Source organism: Bradyrhizobium sp. AUGA SZCCT0222 (assembly GCF_018130205.1).
Lineage (GTDB): Bacteria > Pseudomonadota > Alphaproteobacteria > Rhizobiales > Xanthobacteraceae > Bradyrhizobium.
Genome location: NZ_JAFCLX010000009.1, coordinates 151246 through 164643, shown reverse-complemented (window position 1 = coordinate 164643; position 13398 = coordinate 151246). Strand labels below are relative to the sequence as shown.

11 protein-coding genes are annotated in these 13398 nt (G+C 62.5%); 8 read left to right on the top strand and 3 right to left on the bottom strand.

The features are described 5' to 3' along the window. Positions 1 to 65: 65 nt before the first annotated feature. Both eutC and JQ629_RS10735 read left to right on the top strand, forming a co-directional pair. Positions 66 to 851 (top strand): ethanolamine ammonia-lyase subunit EutC, encoded by a 786-nt coding sequence (gene eutC, locus JQ629_RS10740; RefSeq protein WP_212412622.1) that lies wholly within the window; start codon positions 66 to 68, stop codon positions 849 to 851. Between the two features lie 235 nt (positions 852 to 1086). Then, the gene (locus JQ629_RS10735) at positions 1087 to 3468 is read left to right on the top strand and encodes an efflux RND transporter permease subunit (RefSeq protein WP_212412621.1); all 2382 of its coding nucleotides are present in this window, start codon (positions 1087 to 1089) and stop codon (positions 3466 to 3468) included. Positions 3469 to 3580: 112 nt separating this feature from the next. Here the strand turns inward: JQ629_RS10735 and JQ629_RS10730 are convergent, their stop codons facing one another. Further along, complete coding sequence (locus JQ629_RS10730; protein WP_192737358.1) at positions 3581 to 4084, bottom strand: hypothetical protein; 504 nt, start codon at positions 4082 to 4084, stop codon at positions 3581 to 3583. A gap of 420 nt (positions 4085 to 4504) precedes the next feature. Here JQ629_RS10730 and JQ629_RS10725 point away from each other — a divergent pair, with 420 nt between their 5' ends. From JQ629_RS10725 to JQ629_RS10700, 6 genes are all read left to right on the top strand, one after another. Then, positions 4505 to 4738, top strand: a complete 234-nt coding sequence (locus JQ629_RS10725) for a hypothetical protein (protein WP_212265480.1) — start codon at positions 4505 to 4507, stop codon at positions 4736 to 4738. A gap of 190 nt (positions 4739 to 4928) precedes the next feature. Beyond that, positions 4929 to 5807, top strand: coding sequence for a squalene synthase HpnC (hpnC, locus tag JQ629_RS10720; RefSeq protein ID WP_212412620.1), 879 nt, complete (start codon positions 4929 to 4931; stop codon positions 5805 to 5807). Then, a complete protein-coding gene (gene hpnD, locus JQ629_RS10715) occupies positions 5804 to 6643 on the top strand; it encodes a presqualene diphosphate synthase HpnD (RefSeq protein ID WP_212412619.1) in 840 nt (279 codons plus the stop codon). The genes hpnC and hpnD overlap by 4 nt, the downstream gene beginning before the upstream one ends. Then, positions 6643 to 7890, top strand: a complete 1248-nt coding sequence (hpnE, locus tag JQ629_RS10710; protein ID WP_212265477.1) for a hydroxysqualene dehydroxylase HpnE — start codon at positions 6643 to 6645, stop codon at positions 7888 to 7890. The genes hpnD and hpnE overlap by 1 nt, the downstream gene beginning before the upstream one ends. A 69-nt stretch (positions 7891 to 7959) precedes the next feature. Continuing rightward, positions 7960 to 9939, top strand: coding sequence for a squalene--hopene cyclase (shc, locus tag JQ629_RS10705; RefSeq protein WP_212412618.1), 1980 nt, complete (start codon positions 7960 to 7962; stop codon positions 9937 to 9939). Positions 9940 to 9965: 26 nt separating this feature from the next. Continuing rightward, complete coding sequence (locus JQ629_RS10700) at positions 9966 to 10700, top strand: phosphorylase (RefSeq protein WP_349631247.1); 735 nt, start codon at positions 9966 to 9968, stop codon at positions 10698 to 10700. 232 nt (positions 10701 to 10932) lie between these two features. Here JQ629_RS10700 and hpnH read toward each other — a convergent pair whose 3' ends face one another. Continuing rightward, the gene (hpnH, locus tag JQ629_RS10695) at positions 10933 to 12093 is read right to left on the bottom strand and encodes an adenosyl-hopene transferase HpnH (protein WP_212412617.1); all 1161 of its coding nucleotides are present in this window, start codon (positions 12091 to 12093) and stop codon (positions 10933 to 10935) included. Positions 12094 to 12139: 46 nt separating this feature from the next. Then, complete coding sequence (gene ispH / locus JQ629_RS10690; RefSeq protein WP_212265474.1) at positions 12140 to 13066, bottom strand: 4-hydroxy-3-methylbut-2-enyl diphosphate reductase; 927 nt, start codon at positions 13064 to 13066, stop codon at positions 12140 to 12142. Positions 13067 to 13398 lie beyond the last annotated feature (332 nt).

Here is a 13398-nt window from a genome sequence, read left to right as displayed (position 1 = left end):
AAGTTTACGCAGATTGCGTAGACTCATCCGCGGTAGAAGACGCGTCAAACAAAACAGGCGCCGATATGAAAACACCGGTGCCGCCGTCCCGTTCGCGGAGCGATCTGCGGGAGTTGACGCCGGCGCGCGTCGGGCTTGGCCGGGCCGGCGCCAGCATGCCGACCGAGGCGCTGCTCGCCTTCACCCTCGACCACGCACGGGCCCGCGATGCGGTTCATGGCGCCTTCGACACGTCGCGTCTCGTCGAGGGATTGGCCAGTCTTAACGGTCTACTTGGACTGGCGCCGGTTCTCCTTTCCAGTCAGGCGCGCAACCGGCGCGATTATCTGCGCCGACCCGATCTCGGACGCATGCTCGATCCGGCCTCGCAACGCGCGCTGGCCGATCGAAGCGGTGGCCCGTGCCAGCTGGCCATCGTGGTCGGCGACGGCCTCTCGCCGGCGGCGGTCAATGTCCATGCGGTCGAACTGGTTCGCCATCTGGTTCCGCGATTGAAGGAAGCCGGGATCCAGCCCGGCGGTACCGCGGTCGCCTCCGGCGCGCGCGTGGCGCTGGGTGACGAGATCGGCGCCATGCTCGGTGCGCGGATGGTCCTGATGCTGATCGGCGAGCGGCCGGGCCTGTCGGCGCCGGACAGCCTCGGGGCCTATCTGACCTTTGCGCCGCGCATCGGCCTCACCGACGCGATGCGCAACTGCGTCTCCAACATCCACGGCGCGGGGCTGAGCTACGATGAAGCCGCCTTCAAGATCGCCTGGCTGGTGCGCGAGGGGCTGGCCCGGCAGGTCACGGGCGTCGCACTAAAAGATGAAAGCGGCGGCGCGGCGCCGGCGCGGATCGGGGCTGGTTAGTTCAAGTGTGACAAATCAGAGACTTAGCGCTGATTTTCGTGATCTGCACGGCGATTTGACCCCCGCCGCGCGCTTGCCGTATGCGGTCCGGGCCTGTAAAACGGCGGCGGTTAATTTACCGCGTGATTTCAAGGGCTAGCGCCAATCAGCGCCAATCAGATATGGGGCTGACTGAGCCGCATCCGCGCCCGCAACCCAAGCTACAATTCAAGCCGACGTGAGAACTGGACAGGGTATGCTCGAAAAGAACACCGAAAGTCGGGTCCACGTCGAGGAGATCGAGGAGCCGCCGCCGCCCGGGCAGAGCATCGCCTTCGGGCTGGAGCGCATGGGGCTCATCGCGATGAAGGCGCCCATCCTGTCCTGCCTCATCCTGGCCGCCCTGATGATCGCGGCGATCTTCGGCATCCAGCGCATCAAAATCGATGATTCGCTGAGCCAGCTGTTCCGCTCCGATTCCAAGGACTACAAGCAGTACGAAGCCGTCACAAAGCGCTTTCCGGCGACCGAATTCGACGTGCTGGTTGTGGTCGAAGGCAAGACGCTGCTGGCGCGCCCCAATCTCGAAAAGATCCGTGACATGGTCACGGACCTGCAACTGGTCGATGGCGTACGCGGTCTGGTCTCGCTGTTTTCGGCGCGTCAGGCGCCGGAGCGCGGCAAGCTGCCGGCGGCGCTGTTCCCCTCCGAGTTGCCGGAAGGCGCGGCCTACGACAAATTCGTCGAGACCGTGAAGACCAACGAGATCATTCGCGGCAAATTGTTGTCCGAGGACGGCACGCTGGCGCTGATGGTGCTGTCGCTCGAACCATCGATCGTGGCCAGCAAAGACCTCTCCAGGGTGATCGCCGATATCCGCAAGATCATGGCCGACGATCTCGCCGGCAGCGGGCTCAATGCGCAGCTGTCCGGCGTTCCGGTCATGCAGCTCGAGATCCGCAACGCGGTCAAGCGCGACGGGTTGACCTACAATATCCTCGGCATCCTGGCCGGCTGTATCATCGCGATCATCTTCTTCCGCAAGATATCGTTCATGATCATCGCGGCCTTCCCGCCGATCATCGCGATCCTGCTCGCGCTCGGCGGTCTCGGCTGGGCCGGATTCAATCTCAACATGTTCCTGAACGTGATGACGCCGCTCATCATGGTGATCAGCTTCTCCGATTCGATGCAGCTGACCTTCGCGGCGCGCGACCGGCTGATCGCGGGACAGGACAAATACACGGCCTTCAAGAACGCCGTGCTGGTGGTGGGGCCGGCCTGCGTGCTCACCCACGGCACCGCGGGCATCTCGTTCATCGCGCTGCAATTCTCCGACTCCGAATTGATCCGCAAGTTCGGCGAGGCGGGCCTTGCCGCCACCATCATCGCGCTGATCGCGGTGCTGTCGCTGGTGCCCGCCTTCGGCGTGCTTCTGGTGCGCAACGAAAAGATCATGGCGGTGAAATTCCAGGGCGCCGACGCCGGCGTTCAGGCGCTGCGCAATTTCTGTTACTGGATCGCCGTGCGCATGGTGAGCCGCCCCGGGCTGTTCAGCCTGCTGGCGGTGATCCTGGTTGCCGGTCTCGGCTATATCTACGCCACGCTGGAGCCGCGCTACCGGCTCGCCGACCAGGTGCCTGACAAGCGCCAGGCGGTGGCGGCGTCGAGCCGGCTCGATGCCAAGCTCACCGGCGCCAATCCGATCGACGTGCTGATCGAATTCCCCAAGGGCGCCTCGCTCTACTCGCCGGACACCCTGAAGACGATCGCCGACGTCCATTCGATGGTGGAAACCGCGGCCGGCGTCGGCAATGTCTGGTCGCTGGAAACGCTGCGCCGCTGGCTTTCCGAGAAGGCCGGCAGCAGCGATGTCGGGACGCTGAAGGAATATGTCAGCGTCATCCCCGAACATCTGGTGCGGCGCTTCATCTCGGCCGATCAGGACGCCGTGGTGGTGTCGGGCCGCGTGCCTGATCTCGATTCAAGCGAGATCCTGCCGGTGGTCGACAAGCTCGACGCGGCGCTCAACAAGGTGCGCGCCGAGCATCCCGGCTATGAGATCGCGGTGACGGGCCTGTCGGCGATCGCCGCGCGCAACAGCGCCAACATGATCCAGAAGCTCAACCACGGCCTCACGATCGAATTCCTGCTGGTCGCGATCTTCATCGGCCTCGCGTTCCGCTCGATCGTGGTGATGCTCTCCTGCATCCTGCCGGGCATCTTCCCGGTGGTGGCGTCGGGCATGGTGCTGTGGCTGATGGACGAGGGGCTGCAATTCGCCAGCGTGGTGGCGCTGACGGTGTCGTTCGGCCTCGGCCTCAGCGCGACGATCCACTTCCTGAACCGCTTGCGGCTGGAGTCGAAGCCCGGCATCAGTCCGGAACTGGCGGTGGAACGCGCCACCGTGCTGGTCGGCCCGGCGTTGATCCTGACCACGGTGGTGCTGGCCTGCGGCCTCGTCGTGACGGTGTTTTCGGACCTGCCGTCGCTGCGCCTGTTTGGCTGGCTCAGCGCGTTCTCGATGGTCGCAGCATTGGTCGCGGATCTCTTCATCCTGCGGCCGACGTCGATGTTCCTGATCAACCTGTCGGAAAAGATCCGTGGCACCGGCGCTCACGCCAAGCCGGCAAAATAGCAGATCGGCAGAGCAGCGGGTCAAGCCGTCAAATTCAAGAAGCCGTCGACACGAAAAGAGCCAGGTTCTGAATCAACAGAACCTGGCTCTGATACTAAAGAGAACCGCTCGATCAGGTCTTCGTCAGCGTGATGTTGACGCCGCGGATTTCGCCCTTGGAGCTGATCTGGACGATCTGCTTGGTGCCGTTGGTCCGCAAGTTCAAATTGGCCGCAAATCCGGACGCCTCGACGAACACGTCGATCTGTCCGCCGCCCGCGGTGCCCTGCAGATTGCCGAAGATGTTGCGGCTCTTCTCGCTCCAGTTGCCGGAGATACGGTCACCCTGGCTGGTGACGTCGCTGGAGAGAACGAATTTGTAGCTGTCGCTGGCGCAGTTCAGGTTCTGCTTCAGGCCGAGCCCGTTGGCGTTGACCTTGTAGTCGGCCTTGCAGCGGATGTTTTCCGTGGTGCCGTTGGACAGCGCGACCGTGCCTGCGCCCGCCCAATTTCCGTCAAAACCGGCAAACGGGCCTCCCGCCTGCGTGTAGCCTGCGGAGACCGACAACATCAGCGCGGCGCCAACGCCGACGGCCGTGAGAGCCTGACCGAACAGGCTGGAACCAAACATTTTCATTGTGATTTTCCCATCAAAATAGACGTTCTTTCAAAGACACGTCTCGCCCACATCGAAGATTTAGTGTTCCCGCGATATGTTAGGTTCAAATGACAAAATGCCAGCTGCAGCGATAGCGCCCCGACAGGCGGCATTTTCACGCACTGGAATCAAGAAATATCCGTCGAGCTTCGTCGGCAGCATCTAGCTTTGCGGGGGCCTGTCCGCAACAGCCAAGTGCGAAGAAAAATGTGTTGAAAATAGGCGTTATATATCAATTGGTTGATGGATTGGCGGCGCCGTCGCAAATTTGGCCGCATTTACCAGTGCTTGTCGTTTGCTCATTGCTGCGCTACGCGGCGTCTTCAAACAAATCCGTCCCGGCGATGCTGAAACACGATTCGGGAACAGGATTTCTTGCTGCCGAAATGAAGGAATACGATGCGTAAACTTTTCCTGGCTCTCTCTTTATTGTCGATCGCGGTGTCATCGGATGCCTTCGCCCAGCAGCGCAGTGGAACGCCGGAAGAGCAAAAGGCGTGCTCCCGTGACGTGCAGCGCTTTTGCCGTGCGGTGATCGATCAGGGCGATTTCACCATCCTGGCCTGCCTGCAGCAAAATCGTCCGAAGATCACGGCGGCCTGCGACCAGGTGCTGAAAAGCCACGGACAATAACCCCCGTCCGCATCGGTTAACCGTCGTACAAGGCCCGTTTCCGGCGTATTTGCCGGGAGCGGCGGCATGGGCTTGATGCCCCAGATAGCATTGGTTTTGGCGGCGTATTCCCCTATATGGGGCTCGCGATCCGTCGCACGCGCCTGATGTCGGCGCGTGCCGCCATTTGGACCAATGTAGCCAGCTTTTGATGACCAGTGCGAGCGAACTGCGATCCGGAAAAACCCACCGTGACGAGAATTTTCCGGTCGCGTCGTGGATCATTCATCCGCGTCACCGGGCGCTGATTCTCAGCTTCTACAATTTTGTCAGGACGGCCGACGACATTGCCGATCACGCGACGTTGCCGCCAGACGAAAAGCTGAGGCTTCTCGACCTCTTTGAAGCGGAGCTGCTCGGCAAGGGCGACACCCAGAAGGAGGCGGTCAGCCTGCGCCGTGCGCTCGCCGCGCGCGAGATGCCGCCGCGCCACGCGCTCGACGTGCTGATTGCGTTCCGGATGGACGTCACCAAGCTGCGTTACGAGAACTGGGACGACGTGATCCATTATTGCCGCTACTCGGCGATGCCGGTCGGCCGCTTCATGCTCGACGTCCACGGCGAGAGCACCTCGACCTGGGCCGCCTCCGATGCGCTGTGCGCCGGCCTGCAGATCAATAACCACCTGCAGGATTGCGCCAAGGATTTTCGCGACCTGAACCGTGTCTACCTGCCGCGCGACGCGCTCGCAGCCGCCGGTGCTACGGTCGAGATGCTGGGCGAGGCGAAGTCACCGCCCGCTTTGCTGAAGTGCCTGCAGGCGCTCGCGGTGCGGACCGAGACCGTGCTCAACGAAAGCAAATCGCTGGCGGCCGAAGTGAAGGATTTCCGCCTCGGCCTCGAGATCTCGGTGATCCAGGCCTTTGCCGACAAGATCGTAGGCATGCTGAAGGTGCGCGATCCGCTCGCTGAGCGCGTGCATCTCAGTCCGCTCGAATTGCTGGCGCAAAGCCTCGGCGGTGTCGCCGGCGAGATCGCGCGCCGCACGGTGGGCCGGCGGCCCGTGTCGAACCCGGCGGCCGGCGCATGACATCAGAGACGGCGGCGGCCGACGCAAATTACGGCACCACCGCGTCGGGCAGTTCGTTCTATGCCGCGATGCGCATCCTGCCGCGTGACCAGCGCGAGGCGATGTTCCTGATCTACAGTTTCTGCCGGCAGGTCGACGACATCGCCGATTCCCACGAACCGCGGCCCGAGCGGCTCGCCGGCCTCCAGCAATGGCGTGACGATATCGACGCGCTCTATCAGGGCCGTCCGCCGGCACGCCTGCAGGATTACGTCGCCCCGGTGCGGACCTTCGGCCTCAAGCGCGAGGATTTTCTGGCCGTCGTCGACGGCATGGAAATGGACGTGCCGCAGGACATCCGTGCGCCGGATTTCGCAACGCTCGACCTTTATTGCGACCGCGTCGCGAGCGCCGTCGGGCGTTTGTCGGTACGGGTGTTCGGCCTTCCGGAGAATGACGGCGTTGAACTCGCGCACCATCTTGGCCGCGCGCTGCAACTGACCAACATACTGCGCGACATCGATGAAGACGCCACCCTCGGCCGTCTGTATCTGCCGCGTGAAGCCCTGCTGCATGCCGGGATCACGAGCAACGACCCGCAGAAGGTGATCGTCGAACGCGCTTTGCCGAAAGTTTGCCAGCCGCTGGCGGAACGGGCCAAGGCGTATTTCGAGAAAGCCGACGAGATCATGAAGCGCAATTCGCGGCGCAAGGTGCGTGCGCCCCGGATCATGTCGAAATATTACAGCGCGATCCTCGACCTGTTGCTGGAACGGGGCTTTGCCGCGCCGCGCGCGCCGGTCCGCGTCACCAAGATGGCCAAGATCGGCATCCTTCTCCGTTACGCGATCATCTGATGCAAAAAACCGCTCACATCATCGGCGCCGGCATTTCCGGCCTCTCCGCCGCCGTCCGGCTCGCGAACGCCAATTACAGGGTGTGCGTCCACGAGGCCACGCAAACGACCGGCGGTCGTTGCCGCTCCTATTTCGACGCCGCCACCAATTTGATGATCGACAATGGCAATCACCTGCTGCTGTCGGGCAACAGCCATGCGCTGGCCTATGCGCGCTCGATCGGCACCGAGGCGGGACTGGTCGGACCGAAGCGCGCGCAGTTTCCCTTCTGCGACGTCTCGACCGGCCAGCGCTGGCAGCTCGATCTCGGCGATGGCCGGCTGCCGCTGTGGGTGTTCGACGAGGCGCGCCGGGTGCCGGACACGTCCTTGCGCGATTATCTCGCACTGATGCCGCTGATCTGGGCAGGGACGGACAAACTGGTCGGCAAGGCGATCCCCTGCGAGGGCACGCTGTACCAGCGGCTGGTGCAGCCGTTGCTGCTGGCCGCGCTCAACGTCGATCCGCCGGAGGGCTCGGCGGGGCTGGCCGGCGCGATCGTCCGTGAAACGCTGTTGGCCGGCGGCCAGGCCTGCCGGCCGCTGATCGCCCGCGACGGGCTGAGTTCGGTGCTGATCGAACCTGCGATCAAGCTGCTGCAGGACAAGGGCGCCAGCGTTCAGCTCGGGCATGAGCTGCGTGAATTCGGGATGAACGCTAGCCATGTCGGCGAACTGAAGTTCGGCGACGACGCGATTTCGCTGGCGCCCGATGATGTCGTGGTGCTCGCCGTTCCGCCGCGTCCCGCCGCGTCGTTGCTGCCGGGTCTCAAAACGCCGACGAAATTTCGTGCCATCGTCAATGCGCATTTCCGCTTCGATCCGCCAAGGGATGCGGCGCCGATCCTTGGCGTCGTCGGTGGATTGGTGGAATGGCTGTTTGCGTTCCCGCAGCGCCTGTCGGTCACCATCAGCAATGGCGACCGTTTGGTCGATATGCCGCGTGAAGAACTCGCGCAGGCGATCTGGCGCGACGTCTGCAAAGCAGGTGGCGTGCAGGGCGAATTACCGCCCTGGCAGATCGTGCGCGAACGCCGTGCTACATTCGAGGCGACGCCGGAGCAGAACGCGCTGCGGCCGGGCCCGGTCACCGCTTACAAAAACCTGTTTCTCGCCGGGGACTGGACTGATACGGGGTTGCCGGCAACCATCGAGGGATCGGTGCGGTCGGGTGACCGCGCGGCCGATCTGGTTCTGGCCAGAGCATGATGGCCTGACTGGAAGAGAGCGTGACCGGCTTTACGGTGCGCGATCGCGAACAGAGGGATGTCTGACGAAATGTCTTCCGTCGATCACAGCGTTGTCGCCGATCCCATCGCGGCAGTCGATCCCGTCGCCCTGGAGAAATCGATCTCCTCGGCGACGCAGGCGCTGCTCGGCTATCGGCAATCCGACGGGCACTGGGTATTCGAGCTGGAAGCCGACAGCACGATCCCGTCGGAATATGTGCTGCTGCGCCACTATCTCGCCGAGCCCGTCGATAGCGAACTCGAAGCCAAGATCGCCAACTATATCAGGCGCACGCAAGGCAATTATGGCGGCTGGCCGCTGGTGCATGACGGTCAGTTCGACATGAGCGCCAGCGTGAAGTCCTACTTCGCGCTGAAGATGATCGGCGATTCCGTCGATGCGCCGCACATGGTGCGGGCGCGCGAGGCGATCCGTTCGCGCGGCGGGGCCGCCAAAGTCAACGTGTTCACCCGCTTCCTGCTGGCTTTCTACGGCGTGCTGACCTGGCGCGCGGTACCGGTGCTGCCGATCGAGATCATGCTGCTGCCGATGTGGTCGCCGTTCCATATCAACAAGATCTCCTACTGGGCGCGCACCACGATCGTGCCGCTGATGGTGCTGGCGGCGCTGAAGCCGCTGGCAAAGAATCCCAAAGGCGTCGGCATCGACGAATTGTTCCTGCAGGATCCGAAGTCGGTGGGCATGACGGCGAAGGCGCCGCATCAGAGCTGGGGCTGGTTCATGCTGTTCCGCTCGCTCGATGTCGTCCTGCGCACGATCGAACCGCTGTTTCCCAAAAAGCTTCGTGCCCGCGCGATCGACGAGGCCGTGGCCTTCATCGAAGAGCGGCTGAACGGCGAGGATGGTCTTGGCGCGATCTATCCGCCGATGGCCAACACCGTGATGATGTATGAGGCGTTCGGCAAGCCGGTGGATTACCCGCCGCGCGCCGTCACGCGCCGGGGTATCGATAGATTGCTCGTGATCGGCGAACACGAAGCCTATTGCCAGCCATGTGTGTCACCGGTGTGGGACACCGGGCTGACCTGCCACGCAATGATCGAAGCGGGCGGCACGGAAGTGCTGCCGCAGACCAAGCAGGCGCTGGACTGGCTGGTCCCGAAGCAGGTTCTCGACATCAAGGGCGACTGGGCGGTGAAGCGTCCCGACGTGCGGCCGGGCGGTTGGGCGTTCCAGTACAACAACGCCTACTATCCGGATCTCGACGACACCGCCGTCGTTGTCATGGCGATGGACCGCGCGCGCAGGCAGTCCGGAAGCAACGAGTACGATACCGCGATCGCGCGCGGCCGCGAGTGGATCGAGGGCATGCAGAGCCGCGACGGCGGCTGGGCCGCCTTCGACGTCAACAACCTCGAATATTATCTCAACAACATCCCGTTCTCCGACCACGGCGCGCTGCTCGATCCGCCGACCGAGGACGTCACCGCGCGCTGCGTCTCGATGCTGGCGCAACTCGGCGAAACCGCCGCAACCAGCAAGGCTGTTGCCGACGGCGTCGACTATCTGCGCCGCACCCAGCTTGCCGAAGGCTCGTGGTACGGCCGCTGGGGGCTGAATTACGTCTACGGCACCTGGTCGGTGCTCTGTGCGCTAAATGTCGCAGGTATCGACCATCAGGACCCAATGATTCGCAAGGCGGTCGATTGGCTGCTATCGATTCAGAATCAGGACGGCGGCTGGGGCGAGGATGCGGTCAGCTACCGGCTGGACTACAGGGGATTCGAGGCCGCACCATCGACCTCCTCGCAAACGGCATGGGCCTTGCTTGGACTGATGGCAGCGGGCGAGGTCGGGAACCCGGCAGTTGCGCGCGGTGTGGAGTACCTAAAAACCACACAGACCGAAAAAGGGCTGTGGGATGAGCCGCGCTACACGGCTACGGGGTTTCCGCGGGTGTTTTATTTGCGTTATCATGGCTACTCGAAGTTCTTTCCGCTCTGGGCGATGGCGCGGTATCGGAATTTGAGAAGCACCAACAGCAGGGTGGTAGGGGTCGGGATGTGACTTTGGGGGCGGGGGCCGCCGCGATCGTGGACAATTCGAGTGATCTCAATTCGGGTGATCTCAATCAAATTGATCCGCGACCGGTTTTGATCGTTACAGGCTTGGTACAAGAGGCCCGCATCGCGGCCGGTCCAGGCATGATCGTGATCTGCAGCAGTAGCGATCCACAGCAATTGCGCGCGCTGCTCGCGACACTGGATTCATCGACATTCAGGGGCGTCATCTCTTTCGGCGTCGCCGGCGGGCTCGATCCGTCGCTGAAGGCGGGCGATGTCGTGGTCGCGACCGAGGTTCTGGCCGGCGATACCCGCTTTCTGGCCGGTCTGGCGCTCAACGAGGAAGTGATTGCCAGCGCCGCGCTGCGGCGGCGGCGCGTGATTCGCGGCGGTCTGGCCGGAGTGGAGCAGGTAATTGCGGCGACCGCCTGCAAGGCCGCGCTGCATTCGGAGACGGGGGCTGCGGCGGTCGACATGGAAAGCCATATCGCGGCGGCCTATGCGGCCAAGGCGGGCATTCCGTTCGCGGCACTCCGCGTCATCTCCGATCCCGCCAGCCGTGCGCTGCCGGCTTTGGCCAAGAGCGCGATCAAGCCGAACGGCGATATCGACCTGCGCAAGGTGCTGCGCGGTGTCGCGCGCAATCCGAGAACGTTGCGCGCGCTGGTGTCCACGGGCATCGATTTCAATCGTGCGCTGCGTTCGCTGCGCGGCTGCCGCGGCTTCATCTCCGGCGGCGAGGGGCTGGCCGCGGCCAACGCCTGACGATCGCTGAAATAGAGCGTTTTCGAGCGAAGTGGATACCGGTTCGCGTGAAGAAAACGCGTCAAAACAAGAGTCCAGAGCTTCGGTTCTGATTAAATCAGAACCGATAATGCTCTGGTCCGCTGCAACGAAAAATGCCGTCGCATGTGCGACGGCATTTTTGTTTGTGCTTCTTTGTTTTCAGTCTCGCCTTCAAGCAACGCGGGCAAGCCGCGTTGCGGTCTCGCAGGCTTCAGGCGGCCGTGGAGGCTTTCTGCTGCTGCTTGGCGGCTGCGGCAGCCGCCTCGTCCTTGCGGATCTCCGACAGGCGCTTCTGCACTTCCGAGGAGAAGATGTACTGCGCCGGGCGCTGGTTATCGAGGTTGATCTCCGGCGCCATCGGACCTGATGTCCGGACACCGCGCAGCGCCACCCACATCGCCTTCAGCGGATTGACCAGCGCGGCATTGGCGGCGGTTGGCTCATAGCCGCAATGCGCCATGCAGTCGGCGCACTTCTCGTACTTGCCGGTGCCGTAGGTCTCCCAGTCGGTGGTCTCCATCAATTCCTTGAAGGTCTTGGTGTAGCCCTCGCCGAGCAGGTAGCAGGGCTTCTGCCAGCCGAAAATGTTGCGCGCCGGCATGCCCCACGGGGTGCATTCGTAGCTCTGGTTGCCCGCCAGGAAGTCGAGGAACAGGCCGGAATGCATGAAGTTCCACTTCTTGCCCTTGCCGAGGGCAAAGACGTCGCGGAACAGCTTCTTGGTCTTGGTGCGGTTGAGGAAGTGCTCCTGGTCCGGCGCACGCTCATAGGCGTAGCCCGGCGACATCGAAACACCGACACCGAGTTCGGTGGTGAAGTCGAGGAACTTGGCGATCTCTTCCGCCGCGTGCCCGTCGAAGATCGTGGCGTTGACGTTGACGGTAAAGCCGCGCGCCTTCGCAGCCTTGATCGCCGAAACCGCGCGGTCGAACACGCCCTTCTGCGACACCGCCTTGTCGTGGTGATCCTTCAGGCCGTCCAGATGCACCGAGAAGAACAAATAGGGCGAGGGCTCGAACAGATCGAGCTTCTTTTCCAGCAGCAGCGCGTTGGTGCAGAGCGAGACGAACTTCTTGCGCGCCACGAGGCCGCGCACGATTTCGCCGATCTCTTTGTGGATCAGGGGCTCGCCGCCCGGGATCGCCACCATCGGTGCGCCGCATTCATCGGCCGCGTCCCAGCACTCCTGCGCCGACATGCGGCGATTGAGGATCGCATCGGGATAGTCGATCTTGCCGCAGCCGACGCAGGCGAGGTTGCAGCGAAACAACGGTTCGAGCATCAGCACCAGCGGATAGCGCTTCCGGCCAAGCAGCTTCTGCTTGACCAGATAGCCGCCGATACGCAACTCCTTGAAGAACGGTATTGCCATTACAGGATTTCTTTCTGGACCTTAGTCGTCGTAACTCGTGAATGGATCAGCCCGCAGTCAGTTCGGCTGGAAGCCGGAATTCGATATTTTCTTCCCTCCCAGGAAGCACCGACACCTTGACGGGTCCGATACGTCTCAAAGCCTCGATCACGTCGTCGACCAAAACTTCGGGCGCCGAGGCGCCCGCCGTGATGCCGACGGCCTTCGCATCCTTAAGCCAATCAGGGTTCAACTCGCTGCCATCGGCAATGAGATAACTCGCGACCCCGACCTCGGTGCCGATTTCGCGAAGCCTGTTTGAGTTGGAACTATTGGCGGCCCCCACCACCAAAATGACGTCAACCAGTTTGCTCAGGTCCCTTACCGCAGATTGGCGGTTCTGTGTCGCATAGCAGATATCCCGGATGTCGGGGCCTTGAATATCTGTAAAACGGGCCTGAAGGGCCGCAATTATGTCCTTTGTGTCGTCAACGCTGAGGGTGGTCTGGGTAATATAGGCCACCGGGGTGTCGATTGGGAGGGTCAGGGAGGCCACGTCATCGACGTTCTGGACCAAAAGGACCGTTCCGGGAACCTGACCCATGGTTCCCTCGACCTCGGGGTGGCCGGCATGGCCGATCAGAATCAGGGCCCGGCCCTTCGACATATACCGTTTGCCCTGATTGTGGACCTTGGTGACGAGGGGGCAGGTGGCATTGAGGACGGGCAGGCCGCGGGCCGCAGCCTCTTCCTCGACGCTGCGGGCCACGCCATGGGCGCTGAACACGGTAACGGCGAGCGGGGGAACTTCCGACAGGTCCTCGACGAAGATCGCGCCCTTGTTCTTCAGGCTTTCGACCACGTACTTGTTATGCACGATCTCGTGACGGACATAGACCGGCGGGCCGTATTTCTGTAGTGCACGCTCGACGATCTCGATGGCACGCACGACGCCCGCGCAAAATCCGCGGGGCTGCGCAAGATATACTTCCATGGGACGCTCATTACGCAAGTTGCACCAAATTCATTGAAATGCCTTCGTGCAGTCAGTCCTGCCGGGCCCGGCCGAACAATCTGCAATAACCGCACCACCGTTCCGGGGGTAATCCACCCAAGCACATGGAAGCACAGGGCTTTGTGTCAAAAAATTAGCGTCTAGAAAAGCCGGTACGCAAAAGGCCGTGTTCGGCTTGGGGTCGACTGAGGTATCTTAATACCTGAATTCCGTCCGATTCCTCACCGTTTCGTCACTTTCTCGCCCGCACTGGGCGTCTATATGGGGTTTCTCAATGCCATTTCGGCCGTTTTGCCTTCTCTACGCGGGGC

Excerpts from the sequence above, each read along its gene's own strand:
- eutC (WP_212412622.1), top strand. The coding sequence starts at position 66 with ATGAAAACACCGGTGCCGCCGTCCCGTTCGCGGAGCGATCTGCGGGAG.
- JQ629_RS10735 (WP_212412621.1), top strand. The coding sequence starts at position 1,087 with ATGCTCGAAAAGAACACCGAAAGTCGGGTCCACGTCGAGGAGATCGAG.
- JQ629_RS10730 (WP_192737358.1), bottom strand. The coding sequence starts at position 4,084 with ATGAAAATGTTTGGTTCCAGCCTGTTCGGTCAGGCTCTCACGGCCGTC.
- JQ629_RS10725 (WP_212265480.1), top strand. The coding sequence starts at position 4,505 with ATGCGTAAACTTTTCCTGGCTCTCTCTTTATTGTCGATCGCGGTGTCA.
- hpnC (WP_212412620.1), top strand. The coding sequence starts at position 4,929 with ATGACCAGTGCGAGCGAACTGCGATCCGGAAAAACCCACCGTGACGAG.
- hpnD (WP_212412619.1), top strand. The coding sequence starts at position 5,804 with ATGACATCAGAGACGGCGGCGGCCGACGCAAATTACGGCACCACCGCG.
- hpnE (WP_212265477.1), top strand. The coding sequence starts at position 6,643 with ATGCAAAAAACCGCTCACATCATCGGCGCCGGCATTTCCGGCCTCTCC.
- shc (WP_212412618.1), top strand. The coding sequence starts at position 7,960 with ATGTCTTCCGTCGATCACAGCGTTGTCGCCGATCCCATCGCGGCAGTC.
- hpnH (WP_212412617.1), bottom strand. The coding sequence starts at position 12,093 with ATGGCAATACCGTTCTTCAAGGAGTTGCGTATCGGCGGCTATCTGGTC.
- ispH (WP_212265474.1), bottom strand. The coding sequence starts at position 13,066 with ATGGAAGTATATCTTGCGCAGCCCCGCGGATTTTGCGCGGGCGTCGTG.